This window comes from Streptomyces sp. A3M-1-3, from assembly GCF_024213665.1.
GTDB lineage: Bacteria > Actinomycetota > Actinomycetes > Streptomycetales > Streptomycetaceae > Streptomyces.
The window spans coordinates 144,207-159,736 of sequence record NZ_JANAVP010000010.1 but is presented as its reverse complement, the minus strand read 5'-3'; the positions used below and the strand labels follow the sequence as shown (position 1 = coordinate 159,736).

At 71.8% G+C, this 15,530-nt stretch carries 18 protein-coding genes; 9 read left to right on the top strand and 9 right to left on the bottom strand.

The window, feature by feature from the left end; translation table 11 throughout:
* The first annotated feature begins 4 nt into the window (after positions 1–4).
* Positions 5–1,090 carry an AraC family transcriptional regulator gene (locus tag NLX86_RS14225; protein WP_254372040.1) on the top strand — a complete coding sequence of 362 codons (1,086 nt, stop codon included), beginning with the start codon at positions 5–7 and terminating at the stop codon, positions 1,088–1,090.
* Here NLX86_RS14225 and NLX86_RS14220 read toward each other — a convergent pair.
* On the bottom strand, positions 1,027–1,500 hold the full coding sequence (locus tag NLX86_RS14220; RefSeq protein WP_254372039.1) for a hypothetical protein: 474 nt from the start codon (positions 1,498–1,500) through the stop codon (positions 1,027–1,029). The genes NLX86_RS14225 and NLX86_RS14220 overlap by 64 nt on opposite strands.
* Positions 1,501–1,595: 95 nt before the next feature.
* On the opposite strand from NLX86_RS14220, the gene NLX86_RS14215 reads away from it, so the two are divergent.
* On the top strand, positions 1,596–1,805 hold the full coding sequence (locus NLX86_RS14215) for a hypothetical protein (protein ID WP_254372038.1): 210 nt from the start codon (positions 1,596–1,598) through the stop codon (positions 1,803–1,805).
* A 223-nt stretch (positions 1,806–2,028) separates the two neighbouring features.
* Here the strand turns inward: NLX86_RS14215 and aceB are convergent, their stop codons facing one another.
* Both aceB and NLX86_RS14205 read right to left on the bottom strand, forming a co-directional pair.
* On the bottom strand, positions 2,029–3,654 hold the full coding sequence (gene aceB, locus NLX86_RS14210) for a malate synthase A (RefSeq protein ID WP_254372037.1): 1,626 nt from the start codon (positions 3,652–3,654) through the stop codon (positions 2,029–2,031).
* A 282-nt stretch (positions 3,655–3,936) separates the two neighbouring features.
* A complete protein-coding gene (locus NLX86_RS14205) occupies positions 3,937–4,545 on the bottom strand; it encodes an NTP transferase domain-containing protein (RefSeq protein ID WP_254372036.1) in 609 nt (202 codons plus the stop codon).
* A gap of 180 nt (positions 4,546–4,725) precedes the next feature.
* On the opposite strand from NLX86_RS14205, the gene NLX86_RS14200 reads away from it, so the two are divergent.
* Positions 4,726–5,028, top strand: coding sequence for a DUF5955 family protein (locus NLX86_RS14200; protein ID WP_374213882.1), 303 nt, complete (start codon positions 4,726–4,728; stop codon positions 5,026–5,028).
* Between the two features lie 26 nt (positions 5,029–5,054).
* Here NLX86_RS14200 and NLX86_RS14195 read toward each other — a convergent pair whose 3' ends face one another.
* Both NLX86_RS14195 and NLX86_RS14190 read right to left on the bottom strand, forming a co-directional pair.
* Positions 5,055–5,696 (bottom strand): response regulator transcription factor, encoded by a 642-nt coding sequence (locus NLX86_RS14195; RefSeq protein WP_254372034.1) that lies wholly within the window; start codon positions 5,694–5,696, stop codon positions 5,055–5,057.
* Entirely contained in the window at positions 5,693–6,922 is a 1,230-nt protein-coding gene (locus NLX86_RS14190) for a sensor histidine kinase (protein WP_254372033.1), read from the bottom strand. Before NLX86_RS14190 ends, NLX86_RS14195 begins: the two co-directional genes overlap by 4 nt.
* A 147-nt stretch (positions 6,923–7,069) precedes the next feature.
* Between NLX86_RS14190 and NLX86_RS14185 the strand changes: the two genes are divergently transcribed.
* Together NLX86_RS14185 and NLX86_RS14180 are read left to right on the top strand one after the other, a co-directional pair.
* Positions 7,070–8,152, top strand: coding sequence for an ABC transporter permease (locus NLX86_RS14185; protein WP_254372032.1), 1,083 nt, complete (start codon positions 7,070–7,072; stop codon positions 8,150–8,152).
* Complete coding sequence (locus NLX86_RS14180; RefSeq protein WP_254372031.1) at positions 8,149–8,829, top strand: ABC transporter ATP-binding protein; 681 nt, start codon at positions 8,149–8,151, stop codon at positions 8,827–8,829. Before NLX86_RS14185 ends, NLX86_RS14180 begins: the two co-directional genes overlap by 4 nt.
* Positions 8,830–8,940: 111 nt before the next feature.
* Here the strand turns inward: NLX86_RS14180 and NLX86_RS14175 are convergent, their stop codons facing one another.
* Positions 8,941–9,753, bottom strand: a complete 813-nt coding sequence (locus NLX86_RS14175; RefSeq protein ID WP_254372030.1) for an IclR family transcriptional regulator — start codon at positions 9,751–9,753, stop codon at positions 8,941–8,943.
* Positions 9,754–10,101: 348 nt separating this feature from the next.
* Between NLX86_RS14175 and allB the strand changes: the two genes are divergently transcribed.
* Together allB and alc are read left to right on the top strand one after the other, a co-directional pair.
* Positions 10,102–11,448, top strand: a complete 1,347-nt coding sequence (allB, locus tag NLX86_RS14170; protein ID WP_254372029.1) for an allantoinase AllB — start codon at positions 10,102–10,104, stop codon at positions 11,446–11,448.
* A gap of 2 nt (positions 11,449–11,450) precedes the next feature.
* Positions 11,451–12,590, top strand: coding sequence for an allantoicase (gene alc / locus NLX86_RS14165; RefSeq protein ID WP_254372028.1), 1,140 nt, complete (start codon positions 11,451–11,453; stop codon positions 12,588–12,590).
* Between the two features lie 402 nt (positions 12,591–12,992).
* On the opposite strand, the gene NLX86_RS35040 is transcribed toward alc, so the two are convergent.
* Positions 12,993–13,232, bottom strand: coding sequence for a hypothetical protein (locus tag NLX86_RS35040; RefSeq protein ID WP_374213881.1), 240 nt, complete (start codon positions 13,230–13,232; stop codon positions 12,993–12,995).
* Positions 13,229–13,456, bottom strand: coding sequence for a hypothetical protein (locus NLX86_RS14160; protein WP_254372027.1), 228 nt, complete (start codon positions 13,454–13,456; stop codon positions 13,229–13,231). The genes NLX86_RS35040 and NLX86_RS14160 overlap by 4 nt, the downstream gene beginning before the upstream one ends.
* An 80-nt stretch (positions 13,457–13,536) precedes the next feature.
* On the opposite strand from NLX86_RS14160, the gene NLX86_RS14155 reads away from it, so the two are divergent.
* Together NLX86_RS14155 and NLX86_RS14150 are read left to right on the top strand one after the other, a co-directional pair.
* Positions 13,537–14,367 (top strand): helix-turn-helix transcriptional regulator, encoded by an 831-nt coding sequence (locus NLX86_RS14155; RefSeq protein WP_254372026.1) that lies wholly within the window; start codon positions 13,537–13,539, stop codon positions 14,365–14,367.
* The gene (locus tag NLX86_RS14150; RefSeq protein ID WP_254372025.1) at positions 14,364–14,570 is read left to right on the top strand and encodes a DUF397 domain-containing protein; all 207 of its coding nucleotides are present in this window, start codon (positions 14,364–14,366) and stop codon (positions 14,568–14,570) included. Before NLX86_RS14155 ends, NLX86_RS14150 begins: the two co-directional genes overlap by 4 nt.
* An 88-nt stretch (positions 14,571–14,658) precedes the next feature.
* On the opposite strand, the gene NLX86_RS14145 is transcribed toward NLX86_RS14150, so the two are convergent.
* Positions 14,659–15,408, bottom strand: a complete 750-nt coding sequence (locus NLX86_RS14145) for an SDR family oxidoreductase (protein WP_254372024.1) — start codon at positions 15,406–15,408, stop codon at positions 14,659–14,661.
* Positions 15,409–15,530: the final 122 nt, after the last annotated feature.

Here is a 15,530-nt window from a genome sequence, read left to right as displayed (position 1 = left end):
CGAGGTGTCCCGTCCGGACCCGAGGTACGGATCCGCCACCGTCACACCGCACATCCTGCGGTACGTGGCGGTCGTCGCCGCCGAACGGGGCTGCCCGGTGGGGCCGTTGCTGCGGCGCGCCGGTCTGGGCGAGGACGACCTCGCGGCGGTCGGGCTGCGGGTGTCGTACCGGCAGGGAGGCCGGTTCATCCGGGAGGCGATGACTGCACTGGACGACCCGGCGCTCGGCTTGGCGGTCGGACGGCGCCAGACGGTCACCGCGTGGGGGCTGCTGGGCCTCGGCCTGCTCTCGGCGGCCACCGTGCGCGAGAGCCTGGAGCTGGGCATGCGCCATCAGCAACTGGCCGGTTCCATGCTCGACTTCCACCTGGAGGCCAAGGGCGACCGGGCCACGGCTGTGGTCGCCACCGCCCGCTACGCGGACGGTGATCTGCAGGCGCTCCTGGTGGAGGAGGCGTTCGCGAGCATCGTGTCGGTGATCCGGTACGCGAACAGCGAGGCGTTCGCCCCGCTGGCGGTGTCGGTGCGGCACGCCCGGCCGGCGTACGCCGTGCAGTACCGGCGGCACTTCCGCTGTCCCGTACGCTTCCGGACACCGCGGGACCGGCTCGTCCTGGACGACGACTGGCTGGACCGTACGCTCCCCACCGCCGACCCGTACACCCTGGCCACGGTGGTGGGCCTGCTGGACGAGGCCGCAGGCCTCGGGCGGGAGCGGCGGGACCTGGTGGAGAGCCTGGAGGCGGCCGTCGCGCGGAGCCTGCCGCGGCCTCCGACCCTCGCCCAGCAGGCCCATCAACGCGCGGTCAGCGAGCGGACGTTGCGCAGGCGGCTCGGCGAATGCGGCACGAGCTACCAGGCCCTGGTGGACTCGGTACGGCTGGCCCGCACCGAGGAACTGCTGGTGGGCACGGACCTGCCGCTGAGCCGGGTCGCGGCCCAGGTCGGCTACGCCGACGTCCGGGCCCTGCGCCGCGCGGTGGCGCGCTGGTTCGGAACCAGCCCGTCGGCGGTCCGCCGCCGACGTCAGGACACTGCGGTCAGATACATCCCGGACGCACCCGAACCCGCCGTGTTCCGGCAGGTGTAGTTGCCGGCCGGCCTGGCGTGGATCAGGGACAGGCAGCGCCCCTGGCCGAGCTGTCCGTAGTGGTCGGGGTGCATCGACTCCTGGACGGGACCCTGGGTGGAGTCGCTGTCGATCCAGCGCGCCCACTCGCTGGCCGCCGCCGACGCGGGCTGCGTGGCGCTCACGAGCTTCGCCGCCTTGGCGCACACCTCACGGCCCTGCAGCATGTCGCGCAGGTCCAGGAACTGCACGCCCTTGGCGGCGGCCACCGCCTTCAGGCGGCCCGCGACCTGCGGGACCAGCGTGTCGCGCGCCCAGTCCGCGTCCTTGTTCCAGAAGGGGCAGCCGCCGGTGTTGGTACGGCTCCAGCCGCTCTCCGGGTAGCGGTTCTCGGCGCTCCGCGGGATGGGGGAGGGGTAGGACTGGAGCACGATCGGAGGCGGCGTAGCCGGCACCGGACATCACCGCGCGGATCTCGTCGATGGACTTGCCGACGCCGGCCTCCCCGGAGATGTAGCTGTCGCCCATGGAGACGATCGCGCTCGGCCCCGTGGAAGGGCTCGCGGCCGAGGATCCTGCTCCGGTCGTCAGCAGGGCGGTGAATGCCAGGGGCAGGGCCACTGCTGCGGCGGTGAGCCGCCGGGTCGGTCTGGCGGCCGGTCTGAACATGGCTCTGGTACGGAATCCGGTCATGACGGCGCTCCTGCGGAAGGCCTCGCCGCGGAGGTCGTCCTGACTCCTGGCGATGTGGCGTGTCGGTGAGGGGGCCGTCGGCCGGTGGCATGCGAAATCTGGCACGCCGCCTTTTGTTACCGCCAGGTAGCTGCATGTCTCTTTTCGGTCACGGGAGTGCTCGGATGGCGTGATCTGCTCGCCGAAACGCGTCCGAGCGCCGAAACGCCTCCGCCCCCGGTGCTGTGCGGTACCGGGGGCGGAGGCGTTGGGGGTGTTGCGGCTGGTCAGCCGGCCAGTTGCTCGTAGGCCGGCAGGGTGAGGAAGTCCGCGTAGTCCGCGTCCAGCGACACCTGGAGCAGCAGGTCGTGTGCCTGCTGCCACTTGCCGGCCGCGAAGGCCTCCTCGCCGACCTCGGCGCGGATCGCGGCCAGTTCCTCGGCCGCGACCTCGCGGGCCAGCTCGGCCGTCGCCCGCACCGGCTTCCCGCCGTGCTCGAAGACGACGCCCGCGTTGATCCACTGCCAGATCTGCGAGCGGGAGATCTCCGCGGTGGCGGCGTCCTCCATCAGGTTGAAGATGGCCACCGCGCCGAGGCCGCGCAGCCACGCCTCGATGTACCGGATGCCGACCTGGACGGCGTTGCGCAGGCCCTCGTACGTCGGCTTCGCGTCCAGCGAGTCGATGGCGATCAGGTCACCGGGCGCGACCGAGACGTCTTCGCGCAGGCGGTCCTTCTGGTTGGGCCGGTCGCCCAGCACCGCGTCGAAGGAGGCCATCGCGATCGGCACCAGGTCCGGGTGGGCGACCCAGGAGCCGTCGAAGCCGTCGCCGGCCTCGCGGTCCTTGTCGGCCTTGACCTTCTCGAACGCCACCTTGTTGACCTCGGCGTCACGGCGCGAGGGGATGAAGGCCGCCATGCCGCCGATGGCGTGCGCGCCGCGCTTGTGGCACGTACGCACCAGGAGTTCGGTGTACGCGCGCATGAACGGCGCGGTCATCGTCACCGCGTTGCGGTCCGGCAGGACGAACTTCTCGCCGCCGTCACGGAAGTTCTTGACGATGGAGAAGAGGTAGTCCCAGCGGCCCGCGTTGAGCCCGGCCGCGTGGTCGCGCAGTTCGTAGAGGATCTCCTCCATCTCGTACGCGGCGGTGATCGTCTCGATGAGGACGGTCGCGCGGACCGTGCCCTGCGGGATGCCGACGTAGTCCTGGGCGAAGACGAAGATGTCGTTCCAGAGGCGGGCCTCGAGGTGCGACTCGGTCTTCGGCAGGTAGAAGTACGGGCCCTTGCCGAGGTCGATGAGGCGCTGGGCGTTGTGGAAGAAGTACAGACCGAAGTCGACCAGCGCGCCCGGGACGGCGCGCCTGTCCGCCCGGAGATGGCGCTCCTCGAGGTGCCACCCGCGAGGCCGCATCACGACGGTGGCGAGCTCCTCGGCGGGCTTCAGGGCGTACGTCTTGCCCTGCGGGGAGGTGAAGTCGATCCGGCGCTCGTAGGCGTCGATGAGGTTGAGCTGGCCGAGGACGACGTTCTCCCAGGTGGGAGCGGACGCGTCCTCGAAGTCGGCGAGCCAGACCCTGGCGCCCGAGTTGAGGGCGTTGATGGTCATCTTGCGGTCGGTCGGACCGGTGATCTCCACGCGGCGGTCGTTGAGCGCGGCCGGGGCCGGCGCGACCTTCCAGTCGCCCTCACGGATCTGTGCGGTATCCGGGAGGAAGTCGAGGCTGGATGTGCGGGCGATCTCGGCGCGGCGCTCGGTACGGCGGGCGAGTAGCTCGTCACGCCGGGGCGTGAACAGCCGGTGCAGCTCGGCCACAAAGGCCAGGGCCGCCTCGGTGAGGACTTCGTCCTGCCGGGGCAGGGGCTCGGCGTCGACGATGGCCAGCGTGGACGGCGCTGGTGCGGACATTGGCTGTCACTCCTTCAGCGGCGGTGCCTGGCGGCCGCCGGGAGCGCTCGAAACGGCACGGAGTGCCGGGGAGTCGCGAGTGTTCCGAGATACGGTCGCGGGCGCCGACTGGGGTTCAGGGCGCTTCTGACCTGTGGATAGTAGTTTCCTCATGGTGGAAGTTCAATGGTTTGTTGATATCGAGATTCTTCTGCTCGACAGAACTGGCCTCGAACTGCCCTCCGGGCGGCTCTCAGTGCCATTCCCGTCACAACCCGTTCACATGCTCGGTCACGTCGCCTGTCACTCCAGGTGAATCAGGTCTTCCGCGGTGTCGATGTCGTAGGCCGCGGCCACGTCCCCGCACTCCACCAGTGTGATGTCGGCCGCATGGGTCCGCAGGTGGTCGCGCGCCCCGCGGTCGCCCACCGCGGTCGCCGCGATGTCCGCCCACCGCTGCGCGCCGAACAGCACCGGATGCCCGCGCCGCCCGTCGTACGCCGCCGCCACCAGGCTCGCGGGAGAGCGGTACGCCGCCCGGACCCGGGCCACCGCGGCCGGCCCGATCCCAGGCTGGTCGACCAGCGACACGAGCACGGCGTGCGCCCCGCTGTCCGCCAGCGACTCAAGACCGGCCCGCAGCGAGGAGCCCATGCCCTCCGCCCAGTCCGGGTTGTCCACCACGACACAGCCCCCGAGATCGGCCCGCGCCCGCACCTCACCGGCCGCCGCGCCCAGCACCACATGCACCGGGTCGCAGCCGCCCTCCCGCAGCACCCGCACCGCGTGCTCGACCAGCGGCCGGCCCCGGTGCTGGAGCAGTGCCTTCGGCCGCCCGCCGAGCCGCCGTCCGCCACCGGCGGCGAGCAGCAGCCCCGCGATCACCGGTGTTCCGTCATCGGTTGTCCTCATGAGGACTGCATACCGCACCCGTTCGTGCCAGAGAGTGGCGCATCGCACACCCTGTGGCGTTTACTGACCCGCAACCCCCGCGCCCCGGGTCAACACGGGGCGGGGCAAAGGCACTTGCGGACAAGCGGCACAAAGGCGTGCGAGAGGACAGCTTTGTTGCAACGTGTGGGGCAGGGTTGCGTGACCAGGAGCGGCGAGGACCCGAGGGTGGCGGAGCTGCGCACCGCCGTGTCCCGGCTGCGCCGCGCACTCGCCGGACACCCCGCCGAGTTCCCGGACCGGGCAATCGCCGAGGACGAGCTGGCGGCCCTGGACGCGATGGCGGCCGGCGGGGCGCCGGAGATCCCACGGCTGCGCCGCTCCCTGCTCCTCGTCGCGGGCGCCATCGGCTCCGTCAGCGCCCTGTCAACCGCGCTGACGGAGGTACGCAGCGCCGTCGAGCTGTTCCGCGAGACCCCGCCCTCCCCGCCGGGGGTGGCCTGAGCCGGGGCCGCCGGTACGGCCGCCGGTCAGGACGGGCGGCGGATCAGGCGGCGGGTGGCTGCCGCCGCTAGCGCCGCGGTGCGCGAGTCGACGCCCAGCTTGGCGTAGATGTGCACCAGATGGGACTTCACCGTCGCCTGGCTCAGGAACAGCCGCTTGCTGATCTGCTGGTTCGACAGCCCGTCCCCGACCAGCTGGAGCACCTCCAGCTCCCGCTTCGTGAGCGCCTGCGCCGGCGTACGCATCCGGTCCATCAGCCGGTGCGCCACCGCCGGGGCCAGCGCCGACCGGCCGGCCGCCGCCGTACGCACCGCGGCCGCCAGCTCCTCCGGCGGGGCGTCCTTGAGCAGATAGCCGCTCGCCCCCGCCTCCACCGCGGCCAGGATGTCGGCGTCGGTGTCGTACGTGGTGAGGACCAGCACCCGGGGCGCTCCGGGCCGGGCCGCGATCGCGGCGGTGGCCTGCGAGCCGTGCAGCTGCCCGGGCCCGAACTGCAGATCCATCAGCACCACGTCGACGTTGCCGGCCGCCGCCAGTTCGACGGCCTGCTCGGCCGTCGACGCCTCCGCCACCACCTGGAAGTCCGGCTCGGTGTCCAGCACCGCGCGCAGTCCCGCCCGTACCACCGGATGGTCGTCGGCCAGCAGCAGCCGGACCGGCGCGCTCATACGGAACCTCCCGCGTCCCCCGTCGGCAGCGGCAGCGTGATCGCCACCGCCGTGCCCTGTCCCGGCGCCGACTCGACGCTCAGCGTGCCGCCCAGCGAACGCGCGCGGGCCCGCATCGCCGGGAGCCCGAAACCGCCCGCGTCCGCAGCCCCCTCCGTTCGCCGCACCGCCGCGTCGAAGCCCGCGTCGAAGCCCGCGTCGAAGCCCGCGTCGAAGCCGGTCCCGTCGTCGACGATGTCGAGCGCCACCGAGGTGTCCATGAAGCTCAGCGTGATCTCGGCGCGGCGCGCGTACGCGTGCCGCACGGTGTTGGCCAGCGCCGACTGGGCGACGCGGAGCAGCGCCACCTCGTACGGGGTGGGCAGCTCGACCGGGGTCCCGCTGACGCCGAACTGCACGGCCGGTCCGCCGGGCGTCGCCGTGCACAGCCGCTCCAGCGCCGCCGCCAGCGAGCCGCGCTCCAGATCGGGCGGGGTCAGCGCCTTGACGAACCGGCGGGCCTCGGCGAGATTGTCCTGCGCGGCCTCGCGCGCCTGCCGCACATGGGCCGCCGCCAGGGAGTCCGCGGGCAGCGCCCGCTCGGCCGCACGCAGCAGCAACTGGATGCTGGACAGGCCCTGGGCCAGGGTGTCGTGGATCTCGCGGGCGAGCCGCTCACGTTCGGCGAGCGTGCCGGCGCCGCGCTCGGCGGCGGCCAGTTCCGCGCGGGTCGCGATGAGTTCCTCGATGAGCTCGCGCCGGCGTTCGCTCTCCCGGTAGAGCGCCTGGTAGCCGAGGACCGTGGCGACGGCGACGGCCGCGCCGAGCAGCGGGCCGATGAAGGTGCCCGGGGAGATGTCCTGGCCGTGCAGCAGGAAGCTGCCGATGGCGGCGCCCGCCGTGACCACGACCGCGGGCAGTCCCCAGCGCACGGGCAGCAGGTGCAGTTCGAGGAAGTAGAGCGGGAAGGCCACCCACAGCCCGTCGGGCGACAGCGCGAGGAGTACGAGCCAGGCGGCGCCCAGCGCCGCCAGCCACACCCCGCCCGGCGACCGGTGCACGGCCGGGGTGAGCACACCGGCGGTGTACACACCGGCCAGTACGGCCGAGGCCACCACCACGGCGGTCGCCCGGGGAGCGTCGTCGGCCACGGCCCGTACCACCGCGAGCGCGAGCAGACCGGCCAGCAGGGCGTGCAGGCACAGCCGCAGCACACGAAGTACGGGGGTGAGGGGGCGGGAGTCCATGGCCCGACCAGCGTATGCCGGACGGGCGGGCGGGACAGCGGGCCGGCCGGTCAACCGAAAGTTTGATCTCCGCTTGCGTCCTTCGATACGGGGGACGCACCCCGTGGCGCGATGTCTTCCCGGCCCGCCGCGGCCAGGGTTGACCACATGTTCGTCGCATGGAGAGACCTGCGGTTCGCCCGGGGCCGGTTCGCGCTCATGGGCTCCGTCATTGTCCTGATCACGCTGCTCGTCGGGCTGTTGTCCGGGCTCACGTCCGGCCTCGCCCGGGAGAACACCTCGGCCATCACCGGCCTGCCGGCCGGCCACCTCGCGTTCGCCGTCCCGCCCGGCGGCCAGTCGGTGTCCTTCACCCAGTCCTCCGTACCGGAGAGCGCCTGGCGGACATGGGCGGCGCAGCCCGGCGTCACGGACGCCCGGCCGATCGGCATCCGTACGCTCAACGCCGCCGCCGGGGACCGGACGGCCGCGGTGTCGGCGTTCGGAGTCGAGCCGGACGCGGGGCTCGCGCCCGGTGACGCGCTCGCGCCGGGCAGGGTGGTGCTGTCCGGGCAGGCTGCCGCCGAACTGGGGGCCGGAGCCGGGGACCGGATCCGTATCGGCAGCCTGGAGGCGACCGTGGCGGCCGTCGCCGGGGACGCCTCGTACAGCCACACGCCCGTGGTGTGGACAGCGCTCGACGACTGGCAGCGGCTCGGCAGCTCCGGCGCCACCCCGCAGGAGCAGGCGACCGTCATCGCCCTGAGCACCGGGGCGGACGCGGATCTCGCCGCCGCCGACCGGGCGGCGGGCACCCGCACGCTGTCCTTGGACGACGCCCTGACGGCCATCGGGTCCTACCAGGCGGAGAACGGCTCGCTGCAGCTGATGCGCGGCTTCCTCTTTGTCATCTCCGCGCTGGTCATAGGGGCCTTCTTCACCGTCTGGACGATCCAGCGCAGCGGTGACATCGCCGTACTGAAGGCCCTGGGCGCGTCCACGCCGTACCTGCTGCGGGACGCGCTGGGGCAGGCGGTGGTGATGCTCGCCCTGGGGGCCGGGCTGGGCACCGCGCTCGCCGTCGCGATCGGCGCGCTGGTGAGCGGCGGGGACGTGCCGTTCGTCCTCGACCTGCCGACCGTGCTCGTGCCCTCCGCCGTGATGATCGTCCTCGGGGCGCTCGGCGCGGCGCTGTCCATCCGGCGGATCACCTCCGTCGACCCCCTCACCGCACTCGGGAGCGTCCGATGAGCCTTGTACTGGACGAGGTCACCCTCACCTACCCCGACGGCGAGGGCAGGCTGACCGCGCTCGACGGCGTCGGCCTCGACGTCCCGGCCGGCTCACTCACAGCCGTGGTCGGTCCCTCCGGCTCCGGCAAGTCCAGCCTGCTCGCGGTCGCGGCCACCCTGGTCGGTCCGGACCGGGGCCGGGTCCTGGTGGGCGGTACGGACACCGGCACGCTGAGCCCGGCCGAGAAGTCCGCCCTGCGCCGCGAGCGGATCGGCATCGTCTTCCAGCAGCCGAACCTGCTGCCGTCGCTGACGTGCGCGGAGCAGCTCCAGGTGATGGCGCACGTCTCGGGCCGGCCGTCCCGGCAGGTCAAGGCCCGGGCGCTGGAGCTGCTGGCCGCGGTGGGCCTCACCGACAAGGCGGACCGCCGCCCGCACCAGCTGTCCGGCGGCCAGCGGCAGCGGGTGAACATCGCCCGGGCGCTCATGAACGACCCCGCCGTCCTGCTGGTCGACGAGCCGACCAGCGCACTGGACCACGAGCGGGGCGCGGCGGTGCTCGACCTGCTGGTCGCGCTGACCCGCGAGCGGTCGACGGCCACCGTGCTGGTCACCCACGACCGGGCCCACCTGGACCGGATGGACCGTACGGTCTCGATGGCGGACGGGCGGCTCACGGCCGGGGTGGCCGCCTGACGCGCGCGCGACGGAAACGTTCTCGGCGCCCACCGGAGGGTGGGCGCCGAGAACGTACTGCTTCAGGTGTCAGGTGTCAGGTGTCAGGTGTCAGGTGTCAGGTCTCAGGTCTCAGGCCGGGCTCTGGGTGGCGAGGGCCACCGACAGCTCCGCGGCGATGCCCTGCAGGATCGGCACGATCCGCTCGGTCGCGGCCTCGGTGACCCGGCCGGCCGGACCCGAGATCGAAACCGCGGCCGCGGTGGGGGAGTTGGGTACCGGGACGGCAAGGCAGCGGACGCCGATCTCCTGCTCGTTGTCGTCCACTGCGTAGCCGACCTTGCGTACCTGGTCGAGCGCGTCGAGGAAGCCCTCGGGCGTCGTGATGGTCTTCTCGGTGGCGGCCGGCATCCCGGTCCGGGACAGCAGCGCCCGTACCTCGTCGGCGGGCGTGTGCGCGAGCAGCGCCTTGCCGACGCCGGTGGAGTGGGGCAGTACCCGGCGGCCCACCTCGGTGAACATCCGCATGGAGTGTTTGGAGGGCACCTGCGCGACGTAGACGATCTCGTCGCCGTCGAGCAGTGCCATGTTCGCGGTCTCGCCGGTCTCCTCGACCAGGCGCGCGAGGTACGGCCGGGCCCAGGTGCCGAGCAGCCGTGAGGCGGACTCGCCGAGCCGGATCAGGCGCGGGCCGAGCGAGTAGCGGCGGTTGGGCTGCTGCCGTACGTAACCGCAGGCCACCAGCGTGCGCATCAAGCGGTGGATCGTGGGCAGTGGCAGTCCGCTGGCGGCGGAGAGCTCGCTGAGCCCGACCTCACCGCCGGCGTCGGCCATCCGCTCGAGGAGGTCGAAGGCGCGCTCGAGGGACTGGACACCGCCGCTGGCGGCGGCGGGCTTGGAGGCGGCGACATCGGTGGAGGCGTCGCTGGCGCTGGACGTCGGCACGGCGCGGTCCTTTCGGTGCTGGCAGGCAAGCAAGCAGCCTACCGGGCGGTTGTGGGCCTCCATAGCGCCCGGGAAAGCCGTCTTGGCCGGTCAGAGAGGGTTTGTCCGGGTGGTGGAAGGCTTGGGCAGGTGCCGGTGATGCTCCTGGTGGTGATAGCTACGTTCTGTAGAGTGAAATTCTAATTCCATTCTGTGGAAACATCCAATGCTGCAGCCTGGGTGCGGGGTGCTGTCCGGGTCGCTCTTGACGCGTCCGGCATCGAGGTGAAGACTCGTTCAACAGAACGTTGAATTTCGCTGTGCGGAAGTGGCAGCGGAAGAGTAAGAGAAAGAAGAGGAGGGGCCGGGGTGTCCGACTGGGACCTGGTACTGCGCTCGACGCGTGTCATCACCCCCGAGGGAACGCGCGCCGCATCGGTCGCCGTCACCGACGGGAAGATCGCGGCCGTGCTGCCGTACGAGACCGAGCTGCCGCCCGGGGCCCGGCTGGAGGACTTCGGGGACGACGTACTGCTCCCCGGCCTCGTCGACACCCACGTCCATGTGAACGACCCGGGCCGCACCGAGTGGGAGGGCTTCTGGACCGCCACCCGCGCCGCGGCGGCCGGCGGTATCACCACTCTGCTGGACATGCCGCTGAACTCCCTTCCGCCGACCACCACGGCGGACCACCTCGCCACCAAGCAGGACGTCGCGCGCTCCAAGGCGCATATCGACGTCGGTTTCTGGGGCGGCGCAATCCCGTCCAACGTCAAGGACCTGCGGCCGCTGCACGACGCCGGGGTCTTCGGCTTCAAGTGCTTCCTGTCGCCGTCCGGCGTGGAGGAGTTCCCCGAGCTCGACCAGGAGCAGCTCGCCCAGTCCATGGCCGAGATCACCGGCTTCGGCGGCCTGCTGATCGTGCACGCCGAGGACCCGCACCACCTTCAGTCCGCCCCGCAGCAGGACGGTCCCAAGTACGCCGACTTCCTCGCCTCCCGGCCGCGCGACGCCGAGAACACCGCGATCGAGGGCCTCATCGCGCACGCCAAGCGGCTCGGCGCCCGCGTCCACGTGCTGCACCTGTCCTCCAGCGACGCGCTGCCGCTGATCGCCGCCGCCAAGGGCGAGGGCGTGAAGATCTCCGTCGAGTCCTGCCCGCACTTCCTCACCCTCACCGCCGAGGAAGTCCCGGACGGCGCCACCGAGTTCAAGTGCTGCCCGCCGATCCGCGAGGCCGAGAACCAGGACGCGCTGTGGGAGGGGCTCACCAACGGCACGATCGACTGCATCGTCTCCGACCACTCGCCCTGCACGCCTGAACTCAAGCGCTTCGACACCGGCGACTTCGCCGCCGCCTGGGGCGGCATCTCCTCCCTCCAGCTGGGCCTCCCGGCGATCTGGACCGAGGCCCGCAAGCGCGGCCTTCTCCTCGAGGACGTCGCCCGCTGGATGTCGGCCGCCCCCGCCGCACTGGCCGGGCTGTCGCAGAAGGGCGCCATCGAGGCCGGCCGCGACGCCGACTTCGCGGTCCTCGCGCCCGACGAGACCTTCACCGTGGACCCCGCGGAACTGTTCCACCGCAACCAGGTCACGGCGTACGCCGGCAAGACCCTGCACGGCGTCGTGAAGTCCACCTGGCTGCGCGGTGTACGCATCGCCGACCACGGCACCCTCACCGAGCCCACCGGCCTCCTTCTCGAAAGGCAGAACTGACTGTGACGGCGCAGCGTCAATCCTCTTCGACCTCCTTCACCGGCAACGCGAACCCGTACGGGGGCGGCGACCCGTACGCCGACTACCGCACCGCGGACTTCCCGTTCACCCAGTACGCGAACCTCGCCGACCGTCAGCTCGGTGCCGGTGTCATCGCCGCCAACGACGAGTTCTTCGCCCAGCGCGAGAACCTGCTGGTCCCCGAGGCCGCCGAGTTCGACCCCGAGCACTTCGGCCACAAGGGCAAGATCATGGACGGCTGGGAGACCCGCCGCCGCCGTGGCGTCTCCTCCGAGCACCCCTGGCCCACCGCCGAGGACCACGACTGGGCGCTGGTACGCCTGGGCGCGCCCGGTGTGATCCGGGGCATCGTCGTCGACACCGCCCACTTCCGCGGCAACATGCCGCAGGCCGTCTCCATCGAGGGCACGAATTGGGACGGGGGCCAGGGCGCCCCGACGCCCGAGGAGCTCCTCGGCGACGACGTCAAGTGGACGACCCTCGTCCAGCGCACCCCGGTCGGCGGCCACGCGGCCAACGGCTTCGAGGTCACCGCCGAGCAGCGCTTCACGCACCTGCGTGTCAACCAGCACCCCGACGGCGGCATCGCCCGCCTGCGCGTCTACGGCGAGGTCGTACCGGACCCGGCGTGGCTCGCCGCACTCGGCTCGTTCGACGTCGTCGCGCTGGAGAACGGCGGCTCGGTGCAGGACGCGTCCAACCGCTTCTACTCGCCGCCCACCAACACCATCAACCCGGGCCGCTCCCGCAAGATGGACGACGGCTGGGAGACCGCCCGCCGCCGCGACCAGGGCAACGACTGGATCCGCTACCAGCTCGTCGCCGAGTCCGAGATCCGCGCCGCCGAGATCGACACCGCGTACCTCAAGGGCAACTCGGCCGGCTGGGCGTCCCTCTCCGTCAAGACCGGCGAGGACGGCGAATGGGCCGAGTTCCTGCCGCGCACCCGCCTGCAGCCCGACACCAACCACCGCTTCGTCCTGGACGCCCCGGCGGTCGGCACCCACGTCCGGATCGACATCTTCCCGGACGGCGGCTTCTCGCGCCTGCGCCTGTACGGCTCCCTGACCGAGCAGGGCACGGCCCGCCTGGCGGCCCGCCACCAGGAACTGGGCGGCTGACGCCGGCCCTCCTGAAGGAGAGACCCGGGCGGAGCGACACCCGCCCGTGCCCCAGGGACGTACCGGAAGACAGCGCCGGTGCGTCCCCGGAACCCCGTGGGGCGCACCGGCACAACATCACCGGTGCGCCCCACGCACTTTCCACCAGGAGGCGGCGTAGGGCGTGCCCACCCGCCGCCCCCTGACGTGAGCGGTACGGCGCTCCGCAGGAGGCGGCCGATGGTGCCGACGACCACGATCTTCACCGTGTGCTGGGCGCTGCTCGCACGACGCTCGCGCGACCGACGTAAGTCGGAAACCGGGCTGTCGCGAGCGTCCTGCGGCGCGCTTCCGCTGAAGTGGGCAGAAGACCCCATCCTCCTTACTCCGGTTCTCGGTCCACCCAAGGCCGGCCCGCTCGCCTCAACATGACCCGGGTGCCCGGCCGCACGGAGCCGAACTGGCGGCGTTGGCCGCGGCCAGCCCCGCGCTCAACCGCTCGGCCGGGGTCGCCACCCGCACCTGGTTCGGTTGGGCGTCCCACTCGCGGCCGCCGCCGAGCGGTCTCAGTTGGAGGTACGGACCCTCGGCGCCCATGACTTCGCCGACGCGGGCTCGGTGCTCGTCGACGACTACAGTTCCGGGCGGTGGTACGGCGTTCACTGCGCCGCCTCCCCCTTCAGCGCCGCCGCGAGCCGGCGTGCCGTGTCGAGGTTGCACCGGCCCAGCTCGACCAGCGGACGGGGCGTGAGGGTGGACGTGCACGACGCGAGGTCGGTGCCGAGGGACGGCAGCGTGATGCCGCGGGCGGCGAGGGCCTCGCGCAACTGCCGTACGGCGTCGTCGGCGGCGTCGAGCGGATCTGCGTTCCTGATGTCATCGTTCATGCTCACAGCGTGACCGTGTCCGGCTACGCTCAGTAGGGGGACAGTCCCAGCAAGTGCTCTGCGTGGAGGGGGCGTTGGCCATGATCCAGCCCAGGAACACCGATCCGTACACCGACCCGAGGACGTTCTACGGCTCGGAACTGCGCCGCCTGCGCGAGGCCGGTGGCCTCTCCCAGGATCAGCTCGGTGAGCGGGTCTTCTGCTCCGGCACGTACATCGGGCAGTTGGAGGCGGCGACTCGCCGACCTCAGCTGGACCTGTCGAGACTGTTCGACGAGGTGCTGGGGACCGGTGAGCACCTTCAGCGGCTGTGCCGCCTCGCCCGCAAATCGAAAGTTGCGGACTACTTCGCGGACGCGGCGGAGTTGGAGCAGCAGGCGAAGACGATCAGCGAGTACGCGCCGGTGTTGGTACCGGGGCTGTTGCAGACGGAGGCGTATGCGCGGGCCATCACCCGGACCGCGACCCCGTTCGCACCGCACGAGTCCGTGGAGGAGCGCGTTCGTGCCCGCCTGGACCGGCAGCGGATTCTCGACGACCCAACCCACCCCGTGTTGTGGGAGATTCTCCATGAGGCGGCGCTCCGGGTACCGATGGGCGGACGCGAGTCCATGTGCGAACAGCTGCTGCACATCGCCGAGGTGGCGCAGAGGCCACGGGTCGTGGTCCAGGTACTGACCTTCACCGCCATGGCCGAGGCGTTCATGGACAGCATGGCCTCGATCATGTGCTTCGACGACGCACCGACCGTCGTGTACACCGAGGGTGCCGGCAGCGGACAGCTCATCGAAGATCCAGCCCTGGTCGAGCACAGCCTGAGGTCATACGATCTGGCCAGGGCCGTCGCACTGTCACCGTCGGCGTCCCTGGCCCTGCTCCAATCGTTGGCGAAGGACTACACGCACCCATGAGCACCCCACACGATCTGAGCCCTGCAGTCTGGCGCAAGTCGTCCTACAGCGACGGTACGGGCGGCAACTGCGTCGAGGTTGCCGACAGCTTCCCCGGCGTCATGCCCGTCCGGGACAGCAAGGACCCCGAGGGCCCGGCGCTCGTTTTCCGGGCCGCGGGCTGGGTGTCCTTCGTCACCGCCGTCAAGGACGGCACCCTCTGATCCGTACGCATCAACCCGTCAGGGTCACACCCCGCTTACAGGAATGCGGCCCTGACGGGCCGTCACGGACCATGGCCGCGGTCGGGGGCTACGCCGCGTGGCCGCCGTCCACCGTGAACTCCGCTCCCGTGATGTACGCCGCCTCGTCGCCCGCCAGGAACGCGACCAGCGCGGCCACCTCGTCCGTGCCGCCGAAGCGGCCCAGCGCGGTCAGCGCCGTCTGTGCCTGCGCGGACGGGCCGTCCGCCGGGTTCATGTCCGTGTCGATCGGGCCCGGGTGGACGATGTTCGCCGTGATGCCCCGATCGCCCAGCTCCCGCGCCAGCGCCTTCGTCAGACCGATCAGCGCGGACTTGCTCATCGCGTACAGCGTCCCGCCGGGTCCCGGCACCCGCTGGGTCATACAGGTGCCGATGGTGACGATCCGGCCGCCGCGCCCCAGCTGTGCGGCCGCCGCCTGGGTGGCGAGGAACACACCCCGTACGTTGACCGCCAGTACGCGGTCGACATCGGCCCGCTCGAGTCCGTCCAGTGGGCCGAGGACGCCGACACCCACGTTGTTGACGAGGATGTCGAGCCGTCCCAGCCCGTCGGCGGCCCGCTCCACGGCGCCGGCCGCAGCGTCCGCGTCAGCCGAGTCGGCCCGGATCGCGATCCCGCGCCTGCCCGTCGCCTCGATCTTCCGGACGACGTCCCGGGCGGCGTCCTCGCCCTGTACGTAGGTGATGGCGACGTCCGCCCCGTCCTGGGCGAGCCGCAGCGCCGTCGCGGCGCCTATGCCGCGGCTGCCACCGGTTACCAGTGCTTTCCTGCCCGTCAGTCCCGTAAGTGCAGACATCCGAAGCCTCTTCCGTTTCGTGGAGGTGTGTGGGTACGACTCCAGGAAAGCGGCGCGGGGCAGGCCGTGCTGGCGGGAAACGGACGACGAGGACATACGGCCGCCGGGGGTGCGGCCCCGGA

What these genes read in the sequence shown, in the direction of transcription:
- NLX86_RS14215 (WP_254372038.1), top strand. Translation starts at nt 1,596, where the DNA reads ATGGAGACGATCGCGCTCGGCCCCGTGGAAGGGCTCGCGGCCGAGGAT.
- NLX86_RS14150 (WP_254372025.1), top strand. Translation starts at nt 14,364, where the DNA reads ATGAGCACCCCACACGATCTGAGCCCTGCAGTCTGGCGCAAGTCGTCC.
- NLX86_RS14185 (WP_254372032.1), top strand. Translation starts at nt 7,070, where the DNA reads ATGTTCGTCGCATGGAGAGACCTGCGGTTCGCCCGGGGCCGGTTCGCG.
- aceB (WP_254372037.1), bottom strand. Translation starts at nt 3,654, where the DNA reads ATGTCCGCACCAGCGCCGTCCACGCTGGCCATCGTCGACGCCGAGCCC.
- NLX86_RS14205 (WP_254372036.1), bottom strand. Translation starts at nt 4,545, where the DNA reads ATGAGGACAACCGATGACGGAACACCGGTGATCGCGGGGCTGCTGCTC.
- NLX86_RS14155 (WP_254372026.1), top strand. Translation starts at nt 13,537, where the DNA reads ATGATCCAGCCCAGGAACACCGATCCGTACACCGACCCGAGGACGTTC.
- NLX86_RS14195 (WP_254372034.1), bottom strand. Translation starts at nt 5,696, where the DNA reads ATGAGCGCGCCGGTCCGGCTGCTGCTGGCCGACGACCATCCGGTGGTA.
- NLX86_RS14190 (WP_254372033.1), bottom strand. Translation starts at nt 6,922, where the DNA reads ATGGACTCCCGCCCCCTCACCCCCGTACTTCGTGTGCTGCGGCTGTGC.
- NLX86_RS14160 (WP_254372027.1), bottom strand. Translation starts at nt 13,456, where the DNA reads ATGAACGATGACATCAGGAACGCAGATCCGCTCGACGCCGCCGACGAC.
- NLX86_RS14145 (WP_254372024.1), bottom strand. Translation starts at nt 15,408, where the DNA reads ATGTCTGCACTTACGGGACTGACGGGCAGGAAAGCACTGGTAACCGGT.
- NLX86_RS14180 (WP_254372031.1), top strand. Translation starts at nt 8,149, where the DNA reads ATGAGCCTTGTACTGGACGAGGTCACCCTCACCTACCCCGACGGCGAG.